This is a genomic window from Nocardia sp. NPDC046763 (assembly GCF_040645495.1).
Classification (GTDB): Bacteria; Actinomycetota; Actinomycetes; order Mycobacteriales; family Mycobacteriaceae; genus Nocardia.
The window spans coordinates 259,727-281,503 of the sequence record NZ_JBEYYI010000009.1 but is presented as its reverse complement, the minus strand read 5'-3'; the positions used below and the strand labels follow the sequence as shown (position 1 = coordinate 281,503).

Here is a 21,777-nt window from a genome sequence, read left to right as displayed (position 1 = left end):
CGTGTCGATCAGACTTCCCACACCGTTCACAACGACACCGCCTCGTAGAGCTTCCCGATTTCGTCCCGGCCCAGCACACGCAGCGTGCCCGGCCGCTGATCGCCCAGGGCGACCGGTCCAAGGTGGGTGCGCACCAGCGCGGTCACCGGGTGGCCGACCTCGGCCAGCAGACGGCGCACGATGTGCTTGCGGCCCTCGTGCAGCACCACCTTCACCAGCGACTTGCCCTGGCCGACCTCGAGCACCTGGAATCGGTCCACCTTGGCGGGACCGTCCTCCAGCTCGACGCCGTCCTTCAGCAGCTTGCCGACCTCGCGGTTCTTGACCTCGCCGTTGACCGTGGCCAGGTAGGTCTTGGACACCTCGAAGGACGGGTGCATGAGCCGGTGCGCGAGATCGCCGTCATTGGTGAGCAGCAGCAGGCCCTCGGTGTCGGCGTCCAGGCGGCCGACGTGGAACAGCCGCTGCCCGGCCGCGATCCGCTCGGCGACGATGTCGCCCACGCACGGGCGGCCCATCTCGTCGGACATGGTCGACTGCCAGCCCTTGGGCTTGTTCAGCGCCAGGTACACCTGCTCGTCGCGGATCACCACGCGCACGCCGTCCACCCGGACCACCGCGGTCTGCGGATCGATGCGCAGGCCCTGCTCGCGCACGATCTTGCCGTCCACCTCGATGCGGCCGGCCTCGATCATCTCCTCGGCCGCGCGGCGCGAGGCCACCCCGGCCTTCGCGAGGACCTTCTGCAGGCGCTCGCCCTCGCCCCAGGGCAGCTTCTTCGGGCCCTGCGCGTCGGCGTCCACACGCTGGCGGCGCGCTGGCTTGGCATTGCTGATCAGGACCGGAGCCGCGACCTGCTTGACCGGCTTGGCCTTCTTCTTGGCGGGGGTGTTCGGCGAGGTGTGCGGGGCCAGCGGGCTGCCGCCGCCGATCCGGCCGCGGGACGCATTGCGATCCTGGCCGAAACCGGCACGGTCAGAGCCGAATCCGGTGCGCGACTGGCCGCCACGGCTATCGCCGCCGCGCCCGGCGCCACGCGAATCGGAACCCCAGTCGCTGCGAGACTGGTTGCCGCGCACGGAGTTTCCGAACGAGGAACCGCCACGGGAGGACGCGCCACCGCGCGAACCGCCTCCGCCCCACTGGCTTTCGCCGCGCGAGCCGTAACCCTCATCACGCGAGCCGTAACCCTCGCCGCGCGAGCCGTAGCCTTCGCCGCGCGAGCTGTAGCCTTCGCCGCGCGAGCCGGAAGCGCCGCGCGAGCCGTAGGAGCCGCCGCGGGATCCGCCGGAGCGCGAGTCATAGGACCCGCTGCCGCCGCGTCCGCCGCCGTACGAGCCGCTGCCACCGCGCGAGTCGCCTCGGGAATTGCCGCCCCACGAGGGCGAGTCACCGCGCGATCCGCCGCGATTCGCGGAGCCGCCACGGGTGTTCGCGGAGCCGCCACGGGTGTTCGCGGAGCCGCCACGGGTGTTCGCGGCGCCGCCGCGTGAGTTCGCGGGGCCGTCGTAGCCTCCGCCGTACGAGCTGCCGCCGCGCGCGGACCGGTCGTCTCCAGTCCGGCCGCGGGCGGCCCGGGAACCGCCGCGGGGCGGTTCACTGCCACGTTTCCTACGATCCGGTGTGCCATCTCGGCGAGCGGGTGTATTCACGTTGTCCTGTTTCAGTCATCGGTGCCGAGGTCGATATCGGCCACGGCGGGTTTCTTCAGCCTGGTGTACCGGGGGTCGGTGTCCAGGCTCTCGTTGATCTCGTCGATCAGATCGACGCCCGGGAGCAGTGGGGCCAGCGGCGGCAGATCCGCCAGTGACGCAAGTCCGATCCGTTCCAGGAACAGCTCGGTGGTGATGTACAGAGTGCCGTTGGTCTCCGGGTCCGATCCGGCCTCCGCGATCAGGCCCCGCGCCAGCAGAGTCCGGATCACGCCATCCACGTTCACACCGCGCACCGCACTCACGCGTGCTCGGGTAACCGGTTGACGGTACGCGATCACCGCCAGGGTTTCCAAAGCGGCGCGTGTGAGCTTCGACCGTGCGCCGTCCAACAGCATACGTTCCACATAGGGGGCGAATTCCGTCCGCGTGTAGTAACGCCACCCGTCGCCCACGTACCTGAGATCCATGCCACTGCGCCGCGCGGTCAGTTCCGCCGACATCTCCCGCAGCGCGGTCTCCACCCGGATCGGATGATCCCGCAAAGCCGACGCCAGCAACTCCACCGGCGCAGGCGCATCCACCACCAGCAGCATCGCCTCGAGCGCCGCCCGAAACTCGTCCTCCTCGAGCGCCTCCTCGTCCTCGAACTCCTCCGCATCGACGCCCGGCCCCTCCGGCGCCACGACCTCCGCCCCAGGTTGAGTGACTTCAGCCACAGGCTCGGCAGCGCCGGTGATGGACCGGGAGGTATCAGCCACGGACGCCGGGCCGTCGTTCACGGACTCGGGCGCGGCGGCCACGGGCTCCGTGGCGGCGGACTCGAGCATGGTCGCTTCGTCGGTGAGCACCGTAACCTCCGCCGGGGCCTCGACGACCTCGGCCGATGTTTCGACGCTTCCACCGCTGGGCTCGGCGGCATCCGCCCCGGCTGCGCGGGCCTTCGCTGCCGCGGCCGCTTCGGCCACGATCCGTTCGGCCAGGGTCAGTTGGGGCGCGGCCTGGTTGGCGGCGGCCGGGTCCTGCGCGTCGTCACCCAAGTTCTGCACCTCGGTCACCCGTAATCCTCTTCAATCGTCACCGGTTGGGCCGGTTGGTTTTCGAGCTCGCCGATCCAGCTGATGGACAGCGGGCCCAGGGGGTCGGGCTGGTCGAACTCGATGGTCTTGCCCCGGTAGAGCTCGAGCAGGGCGAGGAAGCGGGCCACGATCTGGATCGGCAGTTCGCAGTCGGCGCAGAGTTCATGGAAGGTCGTCCAGCCGCCCGCGCCACGGCTTTTCAGCATCTCCAGCACCAGCGCGGCCTGTTCGGCGATCGAAATCGCATGGGCGTGGATGTGATCCAGCCCCACCCTCGGTTTCGGACGCGGCCGGAACACGGTGGCTGCGACCTCGGCGAACCCCGCGGCGTCCACCCCCAGCGTAACCTCCGGCAACAGCTTCAGATACCGCTCCTCCAGTGACACCGCGCGCGGATAGCGTTGCAGCGCCGCCGCCTCCAGCTCGCCCAGCAGGGCCGCGACCTGTTTGAACGCGCGGTACTGCAACAGTCGCGCGAACAGCAGGTCGCGGGCTTCGAGGAGTTCGAGGTCCTCCTCGTCGGAAACCTCGCCGGAGGGGAGCAGCCGGGCCGCCTTCAGATCCAGCAGGGTGGCCGCGATGAGCAGGAATTCGGTGGTCTGGTCGAGGACCTTGTCCGCGCGCAGCCCTCTTTCTTCCGAGAGCCGGGCGGTGAGCGCCTTGGTGTGGGCGATGAATTCGTCGGTGACCTTGTGCAGCGCGATCTCGGTGACGTCCAGTCGGCGCGAGCTGATCAGCTGCAGCAGCAGGTCGAACGGGCCCTCGAAGTTGGCGAGCTTCAGGTGAAATTTGCCCGGCGCGTCCTGATCGTCCGGTGCTGCAGCATTAACGCCGGAGGCGGCGAGGTCGGCCAGGACCGGCGAGTCCGAATCTCCGGCGGGCAGGGCTGTATCCGCGTCCGCCGGGTCGTGCTCGGACGGTGAATCGAGAGGATCGCTCAACGGCCCGACCGCTGGATGACTTCCCGGGCCATGGCCCGATAGGCTTCCGCGCCACCGGATTTCGGTGCCCAGGTGGTGATGGGCTCACCGGCGACACTGGCGTCGGGGAAGCGGACGGTCCGCGAGATGACGGTGTCGTACACGAGGTCGCCGAACACCTCGACCACGCGCGTCATCACCTGACGTGAATGCAATAGGCGGGCATCGAACATGGTGACCACGATGCCGTACAGGGTCAGTTCCGGATTCAGCCGGTCCCGCACCTTCTCCACGGTGTCGTTGAGCAGGGCCAGGCCGCGCAGCGAGAAGTATTCGCACTCCATGGGAATGATGACGCCGTCGGAGCAGGCCAGGGCGTTCACGGTGAGCAGGCCCAGCGAGGGCTGGCAGTCGATGAGGATGTAGTCGTAGCGGTCGCGCAGCGGCGCGATGGCGCGGCCCAGCGTCTGCTCCCGGCCGACCTCGTTGACGAGCTGAATCTCCGCCGCCGACAGATCGATATTGCTGGGCAGCAGATCCATGCCCTCGACCTTGGTGTTCATCAGCACGTCGTCGACATTGACCTTGCCGGGGCCGACGAGCAGGTTGTGCACGGTGACGTCCAGATCGTGGTGCGCCACACCGAGTCCCGCCGACAGCGCCCCCTGCGGATCCAGGTCGACCAGCAGCACCTTGCGTCCGTATTCCGCCAGCGCCGCACCGAGATTGATGGTCGAGGTGGTCTTGCCGACGCCGCCCTTCTGATTGCACATGGCGACGATCAGGGCAGGTCCGCTGTGATCGGCTTCGTGGGGTTCCGGAATCTCGCGTACCGGGCGTCCGGTGGGGCCGACCTCCTTGCCGTCGGACACCACATCGGGTGCCTCCCACAGTGTTTGCGCGGCGGTTTCGATCCGCTGGCCCGCACCACCGGTAGTCGTCACGTCCGCTGCTCCTTCGACGTTCCTGCCCTTGCTCCATCCACCGACCTGCCGTGGACGAAGCGCCCGGCCACGTGTGCGACCGGGTCCCTCCTAGACGCTACCGCCTGTTCACGCAAGACCAACGCTCGGACACGCACCCTAAACCTGCACTTCAGGGCCGGTAAGGGTGTCCTCGGTCGGACTGGTGTCCGGTCAGGAGCATTCTTCGCTTGTGGGACAGCAGGTTACGGCCTATGCACCAGGACTGCGGGAGATCAGTGGGGGTTTCCTCGAATCCTGTCCGATCCGGCCCACCCGATTCCGCTCCCGCTCAGTCGATCCCTACCGGGTGAACCGCCTCCCCTTCGCCGCCCACACGCCCCGCCCCCGCGGGGTGATCCGCCATCGACCCTGACGGCAGCTGCCCACGATAAGGCCCCGAGCCGCCGAACGCGACACGGCGGCGCGAGCCGACCATGCCCTGGGACCGCCTCCACCTCCACCTCCACCGCTTCGCCGGGCGAGGATGCGGAGGGGCGGCGCGGTTGCGCCGGGCGGCGTCCTCCTTGCCACTTGTCCCGGAGGTCCGGGTGGGGCGGGCCTGTCGATCGGATCTCTTGCGCGGTGTAGCGGGTATGGTTCGGGGGAGGTTGCGGGTGCGAAGGGCCGAATGTTGTTTGCGGGTAAGGAATTCGCCGGGTATTTGATCGAGCGGCGGCTCGGTGGGGGCGGGATGGGGGACGTTTTTCTGGCCCGGCATCCGCGATTGCCTCGGCTGGTGGCGATCAAGCTGCTGGCGCGGGAGTTGGTGTCGCAGCGGGAGACCCGGTTCCGGTTCGAGCGGGAGGCCGAGCTGGTGGCCCGGCTGGATCATCCCAATATCGTTGCGGTGCATGATCGAGGGGTCGAGGACGGGCGGTTGTGGATCGCCATGCAGTACGTGGACGGTGGGGACGCGGCGGCGCTGGACCCGTTCACGCTGCCCGCGCACGACGCGGTCCACATCATCGGCGAGACCGCCAAAGCGCTGGACTACGCCCATTCGATGGGGGTGATCCACCGGGATGTGAAGCCGGCCAATATTCTGCTGACCCGCTCGGTGCCGGGGCAGGATCGGCGGATTCTGCTGACGGACTTCGGGATCGGGCGACTGCGCGACGACTCGGCGCAGATCACCCGGACCGGGATGCTGGCGGCGACGATCACCTACGCGTCGCCGGAGCAGCTGTCGGGGGCCGCGCTCGACCACCGCTCGGATCAGTATTCGCTGGCGTGCACGCTGTTCCGGCTGCTCTCCGGATCGACGCCGTACCAGGCGGAGACCGCGGCGGCGGTCATCGCGGGGCACCTGCAGCATCCGGCGCCGCGGGTCACCGACCGGCGACCGGAGCTGCCCGCCGCCCTCGACGCGGTGCTGGCGCGTGGGCTGGCCAAACGACCGGAGGATCGCTTCGACTCCTGCCGTGCGTTCGCCGACGCTGCGCTGCAGGCCCTGTCGGAGGAGTCCGAGTCCACCGTGCTGCCGCTGCAGGTGGCCGCCGCATCCCCTGTGACGACTCTCTTCGCGAGCGCCCGGGCGACGACGACCGGACCGAGCGGCAGCGTGTCGGCCACCATCACCCTGCCCCCGGCGGGCGAGGCCACCATGCTGGACGAGCCGTCGTCACCTCCGGCTCCGCCGAACCGGAACGGAAGGCGCGGACGCTGGATCGCCGCCGGTGCGGCCGCGCTGGTTGTCGTTATCGCGACGGCGGCCGGAATCGTCTGGGCGACACACGATTCCGGGTCGTCGAAGAACACGCCCCCGGCGAACACCGGCGGCCCGTACGCCGCCGTATACCCGGGTTTCGTGCCGCTCACCCAGATCGACGCTCTCGGTGACAAGGTCGCCTACCCCGTCTCGGTAGAGGACCCCGCGAACGACGGCCGGCTGCCGTGCAAGCCGGTCTCCATCGCTGCCGCAGTGCCCCTGACGGGCGCCGATACCGATGTTGCCCTGGGCCGCACGGTGATCGATGCCGTGAAGCTGGCCGTCGACCAGTTCGTCCAGGGTGGGGGCAAGGCCTGTCCGGTCACCGTCCGGGAGTTCGACACCGCGGGCAGCCAGACGGCGGCGGCGCAGATCGCCGAGAAGATCGCCGCGGACACCTCGATCGTCGCGGTGATCGGTCCCGCCCTGTCCCGCGAAGTGGTCGCGGCAGGCCAGACGTTCGACGCCGCCGGGCTGTCATTTCTCACCCCCGCGGCGACGAATCCGCTACTGGCGCAGTCGGGTTGGTCCGGCTTCTTCCGCGGCCTGGCCAACGACAATGCGGAGGGACCGGCGCTGGGCCGGTATCTGGCGAACACCGCGCGCTTCTCCCGGGTCTGCGTGGTGCGCGATAGCGGCGGCGGCTTCGGCGACTCGCTGGCGGACTCGGTGACCTCGGGGCTGGGCACGGCCGCGCTCGCGGGGTGCGAGGTCAGCATCGACCCGAACGGCGATCCGGGTGACGCCGTGAACACCATCGCCGGCGCGCGCCCGGACGCGGTGTTCTACGCCGGGTACCCGCCGACAGCCGCCTCGCTGCTCACCAAACTGCGGAGTGCCGGTGTCACGGCGACTTTCGTGCTGGGCGACGGCAGCTACGACCCGGGCTTCCGGACCCTCGCGGGTCCGGCGGCCACCGGCACCCTGGTGGCCTGCCAGTGCGGCGCCGCCACCGAACGCTTCGTCGGCGAGTACCGGTCCGCCACCGGTTCCGCCCCGACCGCGTATGCTGCCGAGACCTACGACCTGACCGCGATCGTGTTGCGGGGCATCGTGTCCGGGCACGCGGGCCGCACGGAACTGCGGGCCTACCTGCACGTCTACAACGGCGACGGCATCGCCCACTCGTACGGCTGGGGCGCGACCGGTGAACTCGCCGATCCCCGGATCTGGCTGTACCGGATCTCCTAATCCTGCTCGACCCGCTCGGGCCGCAGGTGTCGCAGCGCGATGACGGCGGCCAGGCATCCGGCCCCGAGGGCGATGGCCATCCAGGCGGCGCGGTCACCCGATCCGACGGCCTGGTTGGGATGCAGCGGGAACGCTTCGCAGCCACGGTATTCCAGCGTGAGCACGGCCGTCGGAATGAACAGCAGGCCGATCGCCAGTACGGTCCCGGCCGTGCCGCGGGGGGTGGCTGCGCCGAAGCTGTACCCGGCCAGCGCGGCGACGGCGCAGCTGCCGATCAGCGCGGTCCACGAATCATTGTGCCGTGTGCCGGGAGCCAGCAGCGCGAACACCCCGAGGGCGACGATCGCGGCCGCGGCGACGACCGGCGCCTGGCGTCGCAGGCCCGCCGCCAGGCCGAGCGCCATGACCGTCAGTATCGGCGCGAGCTTCCAGTGCGCCTGGGCCGCAATGGCGATCGCGCTGCCGGTCGCCGCGAGCGCCACCGCGAGCAGGGTGAGGGTGCCGTCGCGCTCAGGCAGCAGCAGCGCGGCGATCACCGCCGCCGCGAGCACCGCGAGCGTTCCGGCCACGATGACCGCGGTGCCGCTCGTCGCCGTGGTGAACCGCTCCGACACCACGTCGATGGTGGTGACCACCACGGCCGCGGCGAGCACTGGCGCGAACGGCAGGTTCAACGCGGTGGAGTAGGACGACAACCCCGTGCGCGGGGAGAGGGTGAAGCATACGGCCAGCAATCCCATGGTCGGTGCGGTGATCCAGTCCGGCGGCATATCCACGAAGGCGCGTTCGAGCAGCGATTGGGTCCCCTTCGCGGCCGCGACGGTCTCGATGTGGTCGCCCACCGTGACGCCGATGAGCCCCCCGAGCAGGTATCCGATTGCGGGCGGCCGGTATTCGAGCGTCGCCGCCCCGGCCGCGCCGAGCAGTACGCCCGCCGCGATCGAATCGACGAAGTTGGCCGTGGCCAGGCTCGCGGAGGTGGTCACCACCAGGTGGTCGACGACCAGAATCAGAGTCGCGACCGTGGCGGTGCCCCAGGCGGTCCGGGTGCCGAACATGCGCACGCACACCGCGGCCAGCACCGCGACGATCACGCCCGCGGCGGTGGCCCGGGGCACGGTCACGCTCAGCAGCGTCATCTGCAGCGCGGACGAATCGGTGGCGCACCCGGTGTCGACGGGCACGATGAGGGCCAGGCCCGCGATCGCGGCGGCGGCGCACCCGCCTACCGTGTCGAGGGCCGCGCGATACCGCTGCACGGGCGGCTCCCAAGGTCTGAAGCAACAGGTCAGTTACCGTCCAGCCACCGTAACAGCGCGCGCATTCACCGGGGGTGGCGGCGGGCCGCCCAATCGGCGGCGAAATCGCGGAACCGCCGCACCGCCTCCGACGGCGTGGCGGTCGCCGACCAGATCAATCCGACATCGCGGGACGCGCCCGCGTCGGCGATCGGAACGACGGCCAGCCCCGGCGGCATCGGTTCCTCGGCGGGCACCAGTGCGACGCCGAGCCCGGCCGCGACCAGCCCGGAGACCGTCACCAGATCACTGGACTCGAAGACGATGCGCGGCCGGATCCCGGCCGCCGCGCACAGTTCGTCGAAGATCCGCCGCATGCCGAATCCCGGGTGCATGGTGATGAATTCGGCGTCGGCCAGCTCGGTCAGCCGGATCGGCCGCTGCCCGCTCTTGCCGGACGGCGCGGCCAGCCGGTGGTCGGTCGGAACCGCCAGTACCAGCGGCTGATTCAGCAGGGTGTGCCACCCGATGCCGGGCTCGCCGGGCCGCGGCGACACCAGCGCCAGATCGGCCTCGCCATCGAGCACCTGCCGGGTGATGACCTCGGCCGCGCCCTGATACAGCGTGAAGGCGACTCGCCCCCAGCCGCGCCGGAATTCGCCGATCAGCTGCGGGGCCAGCCGGCTGCCGAAGGAATGCAGGAACGACAGCCGGACCACCCCCTTGGCCGGATTGATGCGGTCGGCGACGGCCTGCTCCCCGGCGTGCAGTTCGGCGCGGGCGCGGCGGGCGTGCTCGTAGTAGAGGCGGCCGTACTCGTTGAGCCGAATGCGCTTGCCGTGCCGGTCGAACAGCGGTGTCCCGAGCCGCTTCTCGAGCCGGGCGAGCATGCGCGACAGCGTGGGCTGGGCCAGGTGCAGCCGGTCGGCGGCCGCGCTGACATTCTCCGTTTCGGCGAGTGTCGTGAACCACTCCAGATCTGCGCCGAGCACGCCGCCTCCTCGCTATATGTCGGCAGAGCATGAGCAGCCACATCATCATGCATTTCCGTTCTAAGCGCCATCGTCGCACCCTGGACCCCGCACCCCCGTACCGAGAGGATCCGATGACTACCGTGCAAGGGACGACCAGCACCGCCGCGTCAGGGCCGACCGGAACGGCGATGTCGGGACCGATCAGCGCGGCGACGCCGCGACCGATCAGTGCGGCAGCGCCGGGGCCGATCAGTACCTCTGAGCCGGGGCCGGCCAGTACCGCCGGGCCCGACCAGCCACGGTACGCACACGAGAAGCGGGTCGCCGCAGCCCTTTTCGCGGCCGGGCTGACCACGTTCGCGGCCATGTACTCCACCCAGTCGCTGCTGCCGAGCCTGTCGGCGGCCTTCTCGGTCCCGCCCGCGCACGCGGCCCTGGCCGTCTCATTGACCACGGGTTTTCTTGCGCTGGCCATCATTCCGGCGGGTGCGCTGTCCGCGCGGATCGGCCGCACCAGGGTGATGATCGGATCGGCGGTGGTGGCCTCGGCGCTCGGTCTGCTGCTGCCGCTGTGCCCGACCCTCGACACCCTGCTGGCGGTGCGGGCCGTGCAGGGCGTCGCGCTGGCGGGCGTGCCCGCGGTGGCCATGGCGTACCTGGCCGAGGAGATCGGGGCGGCCGGACTCGGCGCGGCCATGGGCGTCTATATCGCCGGGACCACCATCGGCGGGCTGGCGGGCCGGTTGATTCCCTCGCTTGCCCTCGGGCTGACCTCGTGGCGCTGGGCGGAGCTGGCGGTCTCGCTGGCCGCCGCGGTGTGCACGGTCTGGTTCGCGTGCACCCTGCCGCCCTCGCGCGGATTCGCCGCGCGCCCGGCCGGATTCGGCACCATGGTCGGTGATCTCACGGCGCAGCTGCGGCATCGCGGCCTGGTCGCGCTGTTCGGTCTGGCCTTCCTGCTGATGGGCAGCTTCGTGTCGGTCTACAACTTCCTGGGTTACCGCCTGATCCATCGCCCGTTCGAATTGCCCGCGGCCCTGGCCGGATCGGTGTTCGTGTTGTACCTCGCCGGGACGGTCGCCTCCGCGTACACCGGCAGGCTCGCCGACCGCCGCGGCCACGCGGGGGTCCTCACCGCCGCCGTGGCATTGATGGCCCTCGGAGCGCTGATCACCATCCCCGATCGCCTGACCACGGTGCTGATCGGCATCGTGCTGTTCACCACCGGGTTCTTCGCCGCGCACACCACGGCCAGCGCCTGGGTGGGCACGCTGGCCGAAAATCGCGGCGCGGCATCGTCTCTCTATATGTTCGCGTACTACCTGGGCAGCGCGGTGGTCGGCAGCGCGGCCGGGATCGCCTACGCGGCAGGCGGCTGGGCCGGCCTGATGGCCTGTGTGGCAGCGCTTTTCGGGCTCGCCGCGCTGCTGCTGGTCTCGCTGTTCACGGCTGGTCGACCGGCGCGGGGTCGGCACTGATGTCGGTATCCGTGTCCGCGCATGCCGGATTCGGGCTGTCCTCGGTGACCTCGGTGCACAGCGGCAGCACCGCCGGGGGAGCGGTGTGGACCTCGATGGGCGCGGGTGCGCGCTCGGCCGGACCGGCCACGGCGGGCACCGCAAGGTAGACGAAAGCAGTGGTCAGCCCGGCCAGGACGAGAATCATGGCCCCGGCCGCCAGCGTGGGGAGGACAGTGGCGGAACGCGCCCAGGCGACAACGGCCATGACCCTCACCTCCTCGCAGCGGACGACGATGCGTCTAACTCTCATCGCGTCGTAACGCGAGCCGCCCGCACCGGCCGTGCGGGCCTCATGAGGCCATGGTCGGGTTCGGTGCGGGGCCGGTCAAGCGGTAGCGGGCCCATTTGCACGATGTTTACGCATGGTTGACATGTGTTTATGCGGTTTCCGCTCAGCGCAATCCGGCGGCGACCGGAATCAGACCCCGGTGTGGCTGTCGATGAAGACCTGGTAACCGTCCAGCAACCGATCCAGGGCGAAGCTGAAATCGGCTTCCTCCCAGTTCATGTCGCCGGTGTCGAAGGCGCGGTTGGCGAGGGCGGCACTGACGATGGGGAAGCGCCCGGGGTCGAGCACCGCGGTCAGGATGGCGGTGAAGTCCTGGTCGTGCTCGTCCTGCTGGATGGTGTCGCGCAGGAATCGGGTGCGCCCGATGACATAGATCGAAAGGTTCACCAGCAGTTGCAGTTTGAGCGGTTCGGCGAGGTCGAGACCGGATAGCACGCGCATGCCCGCCTCGAGCCAGGCCATATTGTTCGGGCCCAGCGGGGGCGAGGTCATGGGGATGTCCAGCCACCAGTCGTGGGCGCGGATGGTGTGGAATTCGGCCCAGGCCCAAGCTGCCAGCCCGGCGCGCCAGCCGTCGGCCGGCAGGTCCGGCGTCACGTCGAAGATGCGGTCGTGCAACAGCTCGACGAGGGTGTCCTTGCTGTCGACGTACCGGTAGAGCGACATCGTAGTGAACCCGAGCTCCTTGGCGACCCGGGCCATCGACAGCGCGGCATAGCCTTCGGCGTCGGCGACCCGCACGGCAGTGTCCAGGATCTGATCGAGGCTCAGCCCGCGCTTGGGTCCGCGGCTGCCCGTGTCGTCCAGATCCCACAGCAGCTTGACCGCCTTGGGTAGGACTCTCTCGTCGGGCCCCTTCATCTGACCTCCTGTCGTCGTTTCGCCTCCATCTTGCGCCATCCCAGAAACTGTGTAGCCTATAAACGAAGTGTATGTCATATACAGTTTTTGATCGGAGTCCCTCCATGGCCACATCCAGACCCGAGCCCGCCATCGTGATCACCGGCCTCACCAAATCCTTCGGCGATCAGCCCGTGCTACGCGGCATCGATGTGACCGTGCCGGCCGGCACGGTGTTCGCCCTGCTCGGTCCGAACGGCGCCGGCAAGACCACCGTGGTGCGCATCCTCACCACGCTGAACCGGCCCGATGGGGGGCAGGTGCGGGTGGGCGGCCACGATACGGTGCGCGAACCGGACGCGGTGCGCGCGGCCATCGGCGTCACCGGGCAGTTCGCGGCGGTGGACGAGATCCTCACCGGCGCCGAGAATCTGCGCCTCATGGGGCGGCTGCTGCATCTGGGTTCCAGCGAAACTGGCAGGCGCACAGCACGATTGCTTGAGCAGTTCGATCTCACCGATGCGGCGGGCAAGCGCGCGGGCTCCTATTCCGGCGGTATGCGCCGCCGCCTCGACATCGCCATGGGCCTGATGGGGCGGCCGCGCATCGTCTTCCTCGACGAGCCCACCACCGGCCTGGATCCGCGCAGCCGCCGCGAGCTGTGGCGGGTGATCCGCGGCCTGGTGGCCGACGGCGTGACCATCTTCCTCACCACCCAGTATCTGGAGGAGGCCGACCAATTGGCCGACCGCATAGCGGTTCTCGACGCCGGGCGCATTGCCGCCGAGGGCAGCGCGGCGGAGCTGAAGCGGCTGGCGCCGGGCGGCCACCTGCGACTCGGCTTCGCCGACGAGCACGGCCTGGCGGCGGCCGTGCGGGCCCTGCCCGGGGCGGAACCGGATACCGAGCAGCTGGCGCTGCGGGTGCCCTCGGACGGCAGCGTCGGCGATATCCGCAAGCTGCTCGACCATCTCGACGACCATGCCGTAGCGATCGGCGAATTGGCCATCCACACACCGGATCTCGACGACGTCTTCTTCGCGCTGACCGGTGCCACCGTGAAAGGCGCTGCGTGATGAGCACTCTCGTGCACTCCGTCCAGGACTCCGCCACCATGGTCGGCCGCAATCTGCGCCATACCCTGCGCAGCCCGGACACCATGATCATGACCATCGCGGTGCCGGTGACCATCTTGCTGATGTTCGTCTACGTCTTCGGCGGCGCGATGAATGTCGGCGGCTCCTATATCGACTATGTGGTGCCCGGAATCCTGCTGCTGTGCGCGGGTTTCGGCTCGGGCGCCACGGCGGTGGCGGTGGCCACCGACCTGCACAGCGGCATCGTGGACCGGTTCCGGGCCATGGCGGTCTCCCGCAGCGCGGTCCTGACCGGGCACGTGCTGGAAAGCGTGCTGCGCAATCTGCTCACGACCGCGGTGGTGGTGCTGGTGGCGGTGGCGCTCGGCTTCCGGCCGACCGCGGATCCGCTGCGCTGGCTCGCGGTGGCGGGCATGCTGGCGTGTTTCGTACTGGCGCTGTCCTGGGCGGCCGCCGCTCTGGGCCTGCTGGCCTCCAATCCCGAAGCGGCCAACGGGTTCATGTTCATCTTCATGTTTCTGCCCTACGTCAGCAGCGCGTTCGTACCGACTCACACGCTGCCGAGCTGGCTGCGCGGCTTCGCCCAGCATCAGCCGGTCACCTCGATCGCCGAGACGGTGCGCGGGCTGCTCATGGATACCCCGGTGGGGGACTCCGCACCGACCGCACTGGCCTGGTGTGCGGGCATCGCCCTGGCCGGCTATCTGGGCGCGGGCGCGCTGTTCCGTCGCCGGCCAGCACATTGAGATACGTATACGCCGATATGCGCATCTTGGCATGAAAGTTTCGGTATGTCGGATTCCGGTCTGACGGAACGAGAAAGCAGGGCACCGAGAATCTCGGTGCCCTGCGCCGTCTGCCGTGCACCCGGGATCGCGCGGGCCGCCTAGCGCCGGCGCAGCATCGCGATCAGCACCGCCACCAGAGTGAGCAGCAGGATGGCCGTGCCGATCCAGATCTCGGTGCGGCTGTAGTCCGGAACCTGGTCCGGCACCGAGCCCGTGGCCAGCATGATCGCCTCCAGGTGGCCGGCCGGGCCAGCTATCGTCACCATGATCGGCACATCCTTCCGAATCGTCGTGACCCGAATCGCCCTCGCTGTGGACGTCGTGTCCGCGGCACTCCCGCCATGGTCGATCCGAGCGCGCCGCCGGGCAAGCAACGCCGCGTAAGGATTTCGTCCTGAATCAGATGAATGTTGGGATTCGCACACTTTCTGCCAAGCAAACGCTTGGGTTTGATAACGTCGGTGGGGCAGGAGGACGGTGACGGGCATCTGTCGCAACGCAGCGACGTCCGCACGCTGAACCGGACCGCGCATGCGCGGCCGTCGGAGCTATCAATGGGGATGTGACCCGGGGGCAATTCAATTCGACTCGACGTTGTTCGACGACGTGGGGTGTCGTTGCGTGCCGCCCGTCCCCGGCATAGCAATCGACAGGAATGGCTCATGACCGAAACCAAGGTAATTCCCGACCCGAACCACCCGCTGCTGCCCCTGGCGCGGGCCTACACCGACTACTTCACCCCGACGGTCACCGGGCTGGAGAATCTGCCCGCGTCCGGCCCGGCCCTGGTGATCGGCAACCACTCGTCCATCTACTGGGCCCCCGAGGTGTGGATCACCTTCATGGCCATGCTGGAACGCCGCCCGGACGAGCCCAGCTACGGCGTCGCGCACGACATCCTTTTGCGCGCACCGATTCTCGGCGACAGCCTGCGCCAGTTCGGCGTTATCGCGGCCTCGCGCGAGTCGGCGGCCAAGGGACTCAAGGACGGCGGCGCGGTGATGGTGTACCCCGGTGGCGACTGGGAGGCGTGCCGCCCGTGGACCGATCGCGGCAAGATCGACTTCGCCGAGCGCAAGGGCTTCGTGCGGCTCGCCCTCGAAATGGGTGTCCCGGTGATCCCCGCGGTCGCCAATGGCGGCCACGACTCGATCTTCGTGCTCAGCCGCGGTGAACGCACTGCACGGCTGCTGCAGCTCGACAAGCTGGTGCGCGCCAAGGTGTTTCCGTACACTCTCGGCCTGCCGTTCGGCGTCGCGCCGATCCTGCCGCAGCTGCCGCTGCCCGCCTCCGTGACCGTCAGTTTCCTGCCCGCACTGGACTGGTCGGTCGAGCCGGGCGATCCGGAGGACACCGACCTGGTCGACGAGTACTACACCCGGTCCGTCCGGACCATGCAGATCGAGCTGGACCGGTTGCGCGCAGAGACGCCGAACCCGGTGGCCGCTGGGATCAAGAAGCATGTGGCCGGGCTGCCCGGGCCGCTGAAGGGCCTGGCCGATCTCCTGTAGCCGGACCGCTCTGCTATAGGGGGACAGCAGATTTCGTCGTATGAGCCAGAGGCGGATGCCGGGTGCGAATCTCGACGTCGCACCCGGCATTCGCATCCCGCATCCGGGTGTGTCGGCGACGATGCTGAGCGGTAACGCTTTACCGTCGGCGATGGTGCGTATTACACTTTTCTCGGTTCAGGTCGTATTTCGCTCATTGGCTGAAGACTAACGGGATCGGGCCTGCGCACTCCTGGCGCAGCGCTGAAACGCATTGGCGTACATCATTTTCGACCGCACGGTTTGATCACGGAGCTCGCGGCGACATCGCGGGGGATTCGAATGCGCGCAGGGGGTAGTCGGAACATGGTCGGGGTTACAGGTTTCGGGAGATTTCCTGGGGCGCGAGGCGGCCTGTGTCCCAAGGCTGTTCGCGGCGAAGCCGGGGGCGACTTCCAGCACGACCACCGCGAACTGGAGGCGCGCCACTGAGACCGCCCGGCCCCGAGTCCGGCGCGGGTATCGGACCGCGAGCGACTACGGGCTGCTGTAACCCTGAGCCAATTTCAGCACCGATTCGGCGCGGACCCGCTCTCGTATCAGAAGGAGGTCGAATTCGACGGAGAGCTACACAATTTGGTGGTTGTTCTCGAGCATGCGGCCGAATTTCAGGATTGGCCGCGTTCTCGGTGAGTCGGCGCGCCTACGCCGACCATGTGAGCCGAATTCCGTTCGCACACCGAAAGAAGCGTCTCTATGATTGTGACCGCTCTCGTTCCCCCCGTGCACCGCCCCGCCGACATTCTGGCTCGCGCCCGGACCGTGCTCGAACCGCTACTGCGCGACGCGGTGCTGTCCCTGCCGGAACCCATGCAGCGCATGGCCGGATACCACTTCGGCTGGTGTGACGAGCACGGCGCCGCCACTCACGGCGCCTCCGGCAAGCTGCTGCGGCCCGCACTGGCCACCTCCGCCGCCCTCGCCTGCGACGGCCTCTCCGGCGAGGCCGTCGGCGCGGCCGCCGCGGTCGAGCTGATCCACAATTTCACCCTGCTCCACGACGACGTCATGGACCTCGATGCCGTGCGCCACGGCCGCCCCACCGTGTGGAAGGTCTGGGGCGTTCCGGGCGCGGTGCTGCTCGGCGACGCTCTGCACGCGCTGGCGGTGAATGTCCTTGCGGCGGTGCTGCCCCCGGCCACCGCCATCGCCGCCATCGACCGGCTCGAGACCACGGTCACCGAGATGTGCCGGGGCCAGCACGAGGACTGCCACGCCGGGGCCGCCCAGGCCACCGCCGCCGGGTGGGAGCGCATGGCGATGGGCAAGACCGGAGCCCTGTTCGGCTGCGCGTGCGCGCTCGGCGCGCTCAGCGCGGGTGCGAATGCCGAAACCGTCACCATCTTCGAGTATTTCGGGCGGAACCTCGGGGTGGCGTTCCAGGCCGGCGACGACCTCCTCGGCATCTGGGGCGATCCCGCGCACAGCGGCAAGCCCGCCGGGGATCTGGCCCGGCGCAAACGATCACTGCCGATCGTGCTGGCGCTGGAGTCCGACACCGATGCCGGGCGGGCGCTGAAACGGTTGTTCGATACGACCACCCCGCTCTCCGCCGACGAGATCGACAGCGCCGCAACGCTCGTCGAGCAGGCGGGTGGTCGGCGCGGTACCGAACTTTTGGCGCGGCAGCGCATACGCGCGGCGGTGGCCGCACTGCCGGACCGGCCCGGGTGCGGTGATCTCCGCGCCCTCGCTCAGCTCGTCGACCATCGGAACACGTGACAGAGGAGAGGGTTCCCATGTCTTTCTATGTCGCCGCGACGCGGGGGGAGGGCATCGTGACCGAGAACACCTGTGCCAGTTCGGTACTGGACCGGCTTCCGAAGCAGCGCCGGCGCACAGTGCTGACCGTCGTCGACCCACCTGCCCCCTGGTGACCCAGGTGCATTTTCTGCTCGCCGAAGCAGTCGCCCTCATCGAGAACACCGGATCGGAGGACGCCCTGTGAGTACCCCCACGATCGCCCTGGCGCCGTTGGACCGCACCGCCATGCGGGTGCGGGTCGAGGCCGCGCTCTACGAATTCCTCGGCGACAAGGCCGAATCCGCGGCCACCGCCGGACTGCCCGCCGACGTGGTCGACGCGGTGCGCTCGTTCCTGTTGGCGGGCGGCAAACGGATCCGGCCGCTGTTCTGCGTGCTCGGCTGGTACGCGGGCGGCGGCGGTGAGCTGCCGGACTCCGTGGTGCGGGTGGCCGCCGCGGTCGAACTGTTCCATGCCGCCGTGCTCATCCACGACGACATCATCGACGACAGCGCCACCCGCCGCGACCGGCCCACCGTGCACCGGGCCGTGGCCGAGGGCGCCCGCGGCGACCGCCCGGCCGCCGCCCGCTTCGGCACCCACGCCGCCCTGCTCATCGGCGACTTCGGGCTGGTGTGGTCACAGGAACTGCTGCATACCGCGGGGCTCTCGGCGGCCCAGACCGCCGCTGCCGCACCGATTCTCGACGCCATGCGCACCGAGGTGAACTACGGCCAGTACCTCGATCTGCTCACCACCGGCCGCCCCACCCTCGACCTGGACCGGGCGCTCGAGATCATCCGGTACAAGACCGCGGCCTACACCGTGGAACGGCCGTTGCAACTGGGCGCGGCGCTGGCCGGGGCCGGACCCGAAGTGGCGCGGGCGCTCTCGTCCTACGGGCGGCCGCTCGGCGAGGCGTTCCAGCTCCAGGACGACCTGCTCGGGGTCTACGGCGACCCGGCGCAGACCGGCAAATCCAATAGCGACGACCTCCGCGAGGGTAAGCACACCGTTCTGCTCGCGCTCGCCCTGCGACACGCGAGTCCCGAGCAGCGTGCCCAGCTCGACGCCCTGGTCGGCAATGCCGGACTGGACCCGTGCGGGGCCGAACTCTGTCGTGAGATCCTCAGCGCCACAGCGCGTCCCACGGTGGAACGGATGATCCGCGAGCGCTGGCTGCTCGTGCAGCGGACTCTCGCACACGCCCCGTTCCCGCCCGCCGCGGTGTCCGGGCTGCGCAGCATCGCCGACGCCGTCATCGCGCGCACCTCCTAGCCGCGCTCCCGGTCACACCCCGGGGCCCGCCCGGCGCTGCGACCCCGTTCCCGCCCGGCGGTGTGGTTAACTCGCGGCAAGCGCCGGGCGGGCGACTGCCCGGACCCCGACCCGGGCGTCCGGAACGCATCCCGCCCTCCCCGGCGTTGCCTCAGGGAGCCGAGAGGGTGGAAAGCATGGTGCGCCTTGTGCATTCGGTAGTCCCCGCGATCGGAGCGGTGGGGGCGTTGGCGGTCGCCCTCGTGGTGCCGCCCCTGCTGTCGTCGGCGGTACCGGTCCGCGAGACCGAGGTGGCGGCAGGGACCAGTATCAAGATCACCGCGAGCGGGATCGCCGCCGTGCACGGCGGCGCGAATCCCGCCAACGCCGTTGTCTTCCTGGCGCCCGAGCAGATGCGGCGGCGGGCCACCGGCGACGCATCCATCGCCGTCCTGACCTCCGACAGCGGCGACCAGCGGGTGTCGATGTCGGTGGTCGACGGCATCACCGACTTCGCCACCGCCGCCCCGCGCATGCTGCTACCGCTGCGCGCGGCCGGGGTCACCGCGCGCTTCGACGGGGGAGTGGTGGACGTCGGCGACTTCCACGGGCTCACCTGCGTGCTGCCCGACACGACGGGCGGAGTGTGCGCGGTGGCCAGCAGCGGGGACGTGGGCGTGACCGTCACGGCCACCGGATCCACCCGCGAAGCCGGACTCCGGATGATTGCGGATGTGCTGAACTCGAGCAAGGCGGTCGAGGCGTGAGCGGTCGGGCCCGGAGGAGCCGCTCCACCTCCCCGCGCTTGCGCAGCGTAACCATGGAGGGCTCCGCTCAGGCCGGAAAGGATGCAGCATGAGCTGGTTCCAGCCGCGATCGCTGCTGTTCTGGGTGTACTGCCTGGCCGTGATGGCCGGGCCGCTGCTGTTCGTGCTGCAGGCCGCCGGGCAGGTATGGTTCGCGGGCGCGGCCGCCCTGGCCGCCCTGCCCATCACCGCCTTCACCCTGCTGGTCATCGGGCGAATCCTGTTCGCGCTGGATCCTTTCCGGGCCCGCCGCCACCTGGTCGCCCCCATGGTGATGGGCGCGATCTGGGGCGCCACGGTGTGGACCGGGCTGGCCATGTGGGCCAACGACCACCTCAGCCGCGCCATCACCAACCTGTTCGGCGACTCCTTCGCCGTCAACTGGAGCGCCGCCATCACCGCGCCCATCGACGAGGAGTACATCAAGGCCATCGGCATCGCCGTGGTCGCGCTGCTGTTCCGAGGCCGGCTGACCCGGCCCATGCACGGCCTGCTGCTCGGCGCGGCGGTCGGGCTGGGGGCGCAGATCGCCGAGGACTGCCTCTACAGCACCCAGACCGCACTGTCCTCCCCGCAGGATCCGGCGGTGGACGTGATCCTGGTGGCGGTGCTGCGACTTTTCACCGCACTGACCTCGCACTGGGCCATGTCGGCGCTGGCCGGTGTCGGCATCGTGCTGCTGATCAGCCGCACCGACCGGTCGTGGGCCTGGCGGCTGGGCGTTTTCGCGCTGTTCTACGGGCTGGCCGTCACCATGCACGTCCTCTTCGACGCCCCGCGCCCGCCCGGTCCGGCGCTGTTGTCGACCTACCTGCCCATCCTGATCGACCTGGTCATCTTCGCCGTCGCCTACGCCTGGGTGCTGACCACCGAGCGGCGGTGGTTCCGGGCGCTCATCGCCCGCCCGGCCGCCCGCACTATCGGCGGCGAGGCCGGGCTGGCGCCCCTGCTCACCTATCACCGCCGCCGCAAAGCCCGTGCCGCGCTGCGCCATTCGACCGGATGGTCGCGCACGCAGGCTCTGGCCTACGAGCGCCAGCTGCTGAACCGGGTCACGGATCTGGATTCGGTTGCGCCACAGCAAACTCCGCTACCCCAGGGGTACGGGCCCGGGCCGGGCGGCATCCCCGATGGCGCGGGTGCGGGTTACGGCTGGTAGCGCAATTCTGCGTGCCGGTGACCAGTGCATAGTCAGCTGGACGCTAGCGTGAGTCAGTATGAGTGAGGGTCGGACGCCGCCCATCGAGCCCGGGCAAGAGCGGGTGGGGGAGCTGTTGGAGCGCAGACAGCAAGCGCTGTGCAACTATCTCGACGCGAGCGCTGATATCGCCACCACCCGCATTCGCGCCAATCTGACCGGCTGGCAACGCTGGCTGCAGCAGCTGCCCTGCTCCCCGGTCGCCCGCGCCACCGCCCGCCACGACGCACTGGTCCGCGAGCTGGCCGTGCACGGCGTCGGAGCCGACGACCACCGCTGGGGCGTGCTGTCGGGCGCCTTCGTGCGCAGCCTCGGCACGCCCTTCTGCCTCGAGGACACCCTCGCCGACCTGACCCAGCGCTACGGCGACGATGCCCCGCACTGGGCCCGTCGCCTGCCCGCCCTGGCCCGCGCCATCGAGGAGGCCCGGCCCATGGCCGCGGTCGGTGACGGCGCCGTGGTCGCCGACCTCACCGAGGAGGTGCTGGCCGTCACTCGCACCGCCCCCGACGAGGACGCACGGCAACGGCTGTCCGACCATCTGCCCGGCGTGCTGAGACCGGTGCCCTTCGACATCGAATCCCTGCGTCGCGCCGATCCGCTGGTCGAGGTGGTGTTCGACATCTACGCCGACACCATCAAGCTCGACAACATCACGGTGAATCCGGAACTGCGCGGCACCGGCCTGGGCACCGCCGTCCTGCAGCACCTGTGCCGCGCCGCCGACGCCCACCACCTCTACATCGTCGGCCAGCTGGTGCCGACCTTCCGCGACGACGATTCCGCGGTCCCCATCCTCGCCGCCTGGTGCCGCCACCACGGCTTCACGGTCAACGAACGCCTCGGCGGCCGGATCGCCCGCTCACCGATGAGTGTCCCCGACCCCGCCACCCCGACGGCCAACCCGGACAAGAGGTAGGCTCCCCGGAAAACAGAAGCGCCGCATGCCGATCGACGGCATG

The 21,777-nt window shown here is 69.7% G+C and carries 20 protein-coding genes; 11 read left to right on the top strand and 9 right to left on the bottom strand.

The features are described from left to right. Positions 1–26: 26 nt before the first annotated feature. From ABZ909_RS17660 to ABZ909_RS17645, 4 genes are all read right to left on the bottom strand, one after another. Entirely contained in the window at positions 27–1,079 is a 1,053-nt protein-coding gene (locus ABZ909_RS17660) for a pseudouridine synthase (RefSeq protein ID WP_357000524.1), read from the bottom strand. A 584-nt stretch (positions 1,080–1,663) separates the two neighbouring features. Beyond that, a complete protein-coding gene (gene scpB / locus ABZ909_RS17655; RefSeq protein ID WP_357000521.1) occupies positions 1,664–2,482 on the bottom strand; it encodes an SMC-Scp complex subunit ScpB in 819 nt (272 codons plus the stop codon). Between the two features lie 224 nt (positions 2,483–2,706). Continuing rightward, positions 2,707–3,513, bottom strand: a complete 807-nt coding sequence (locus tag ABZ909_RS17650; protein ID WP_357000518.1) for a segregation/condensation protein A — start codon at positions 3,511–3,513, stop codon at positions 2,707–2,709. 155 nt (positions 3,514–3,668) lie between these two features. Then, positions 3,669–4,565, bottom strand: coding sequence for a ParA family protein (locus ABZ909_RS17645; RefSeq protein ID WP_357000516.1), 897 nt, complete (start codon positions 4,563–4,565; stop codon positions 3,669–3,671). Between the two features lie 679 nt (positions 4,566–5,244). Between ABZ909_RS17645 and ABZ909_RS17640 the strand changes: the two genes are divergently transcribed. Further along, a complete protein-coding gene (locus ABZ909_RS17640) occupies positions 5,245–7,515 on the top strand; it encodes a bifunctional serine/threonine-protein kinase/ABC transporter substrate-binding protein (protein ID WP_357000461.1) in 2,271 nt (756 codons plus the stop codon). Here ABZ909_RS17640 and ABZ909_RS17635 read toward each other — a convergent pair. Both ABZ909_RS17635 and ABZ909_RS17630 read right to left on the bottom strand, forming a co-directional pair. Next, the gene (locus ABZ909_RS17635; RefSeq protein WP_357000459.1) at positions 7,512–8,774 is read right to left on the bottom strand and encodes a hypothetical protein; all 1,263 of its coding nucleotides are present in this window, start codon (positions 8,772–8,774) and stop codon (positions 7,512–7,514) included. The genes ABZ909_RS17640 and ABZ909_RS17635 overlap by 4 nt on opposite strands. A 65-nt stretch (positions 8,775–8,839) precedes the next feature. Beyond that, the gene (locus tag ABZ909_RS17630) at positions 8,840–9,745 is read right to left on the bottom strand and encodes a LysR family transcriptional regulator (RefSeq protein WP_357000456.1); all 906 of its coding nucleotides are present in this window, start codon (positions 9,743–9,745) and stop codon (positions 8,840–8,842) included. 113 nt (positions 9,746–9,858) lie between these two features. Here ABZ909_RS17630 and ABZ909_RS17625 point away from each other — a divergent pair, with 113 nt between their 5' ends. Next, positions 9,859–11,205: an MFS transporter gene (locus ABZ909_RS17625; protein WP_357000453.1), complete on the top strand. Its 1,347-nt coding sequence runs from the start codon at positions 9,859–9,861 to the stop codon at positions 11,203–11,205. On the opposite strand, the gene ABZ909_RS17620 is transcribed toward ABZ909_RS17625, so the two are convergent. Both ABZ909_RS17620 and ABZ909_RS17615 read right to left on the bottom strand, forming a co-directional pair. Further along, positions 11,171–11,452 carry a hypothetical protein gene (locus tag ABZ909_RS17620; RefSeq protein ID WP_357000451.1) on the bottom strand — a complete coding sequence of 94 codons (282 nt, stop codon included), beginning with the start codon at positions 11,450–11,452 and terminating at the stop codon, positions 11,171–11,173. The two genes, ABZ909_RS17625 and ABZ909_RS17620, sit on opposite strands and share 35 nt — an antisense overlap. A gap of 213 nt (positions 11,453–11,665) precedes the next feature. Next, on the bottom strand, positions 11,666–12,397 hold the full coding sequence (locus ABZ909_RS17615) for a TetR/AcrR family transcriptional regulator (RefSeq protein ID WP_357000449.1): 732 nt from the start codon (positions 12,395–12,397) through the stop codon (positions 11,666–11,668). 104 nt (positions 12,398–12,501) lie between these two features. Here ABZ909_RS17615 and ABZ909_RS17610 point away from each other — a divergent pair, with 104 nt between their 5' ends. Then, positions 12,502–13,452, top strand: a complete 951-nt coding sequence (locus ABZ909_RS17610; RefSeq protein ID WP_357000446.1) for an ATP-binding cassette domain-containing protein — start codon at positions 12,502–12,504, stop codon at positions 13,450–13,452. Continuing rightward, on the top strand, positions 13,452–14,219 hold the full coding sequence (locus tag ABZ909_RS17605; protein WP_357000443.1) for an ABC transporter permease: 768 nt from the start codon (positions 13,452–13,454) through the stop codon (positions 14,217–14,219). The genes ABZ909_RS17610 and ABZ909_RS17605 overlap by 1 nt, the downstream gene beginning before the upstream one ends. Before the next feature lie 140 nt (positions 14,220–14,359). On the opposite strand, the gene ABZ909_RS17600 is transcribed toward ABZ909_RS17605, so the two are convergent. Then, the gene (locus ABZ909_RS17600) at positions 14,360–14,527 is read right to left on the bottom strand and encodes a hypothetical protein (RefSeq protein WP_357000440.1); all 168 of its coding nucleotides are present in this window, start codon (positions 14,525–14,527) and stop codon (positions 14,360–14,362) included. 396 nt (positions 14,528–14,923) lie between these two features. Between ABZ909_RS17600 and ABZ909_RS17595 the strand changes: the two genes are divergently transcribed. From ABZ909_RS17595 to ABZ909_RS17565, 7 genes are all read left to right on the top strand, one after another. Continuing rightward, a complete protein-coding gene (locus ABZ909_RS17595; RefSeq protein WP_357000438.1) occupies positions 14,924–15,772 on the top strand; it encodes a lysophospholipid acyltransferase family protein in 849 nt (282 codons plus the stop codon). A gap of 735 nt (positions 15,773–16,507) precedes the next feature. Next, positions 16,508–17,533: a polyprenyl synthetase family protein gene (locus ABZ909_RS17590; RefSeq protein WP_357000435.1), complete on the top strand. Its 1,026-nt coding sequence runs from the start codon at positions 16,508–16,510 to the stop codon at positions 17,531–17,533. 17 nt (positions 17,534–17,550) lie between these two features. Continuing rightward, entirely contained in the window at positions 17,551–17,688 is a 138-nt protein-coding gene (locus tag ABZ909_RS17585; protein WP_357000433.1) for a hypothetical protein, read from the top strand. Between the two features lie 67 nt (positions 17,689–17,755). After that, on the top strand, positions 17,756–18,832 hold the full coding sequence (locus ABZ909_RS17580; protein ID WP_357000431.1) for a polyprenyl synthetase family protein: 1,077 nt from the start codon (positions 17,756–17,758) through the stop codon (positions 18,830–18,832). A gap of 176 nt (positions 18,833–19,008) precedes the next feature. Beyond that, positions 19,009–19,578: a hypothetical protein gene (locus tag ABZ909_RS17575; protein ID WP_357000429.1), complete on the top strand. Its 570-nt coding sequence runs from the start codon at positions 19,009–19,011 to the stop codon at positions 19,576–19,578. A gap of 88 nt (positions 19,579–19,666) precedes the next feature. Beyond that, on the top strand, positions 19,667–20,776 hold the full coding sequence (locus ABZ909_RS17570) for a PrsW family intramembrane metalloprotease (RefSeq protein WP_357000427.1): 1,110 nt from the start codon (positions 19,667–19,669) through the stop codon (positions 20,774–20,776). A 58-nt stretch (positions 20,777–20,834) separates the two neighbouring features. Next, positions 20,835–21,734 (top strand): GNAT family N-acetyltransferase, encoded by a 900-nt coding sequence (locus tag ABZ909_RS17565; RefSeq protein ID WP_357000425.1) that lies wholly within the window; start codon positions 20,835–20,837, stop codon positions 21,732–21,734. The last annotated feature ends 43 nt before the right edge of the window (positions 21,735–21,777 follow it).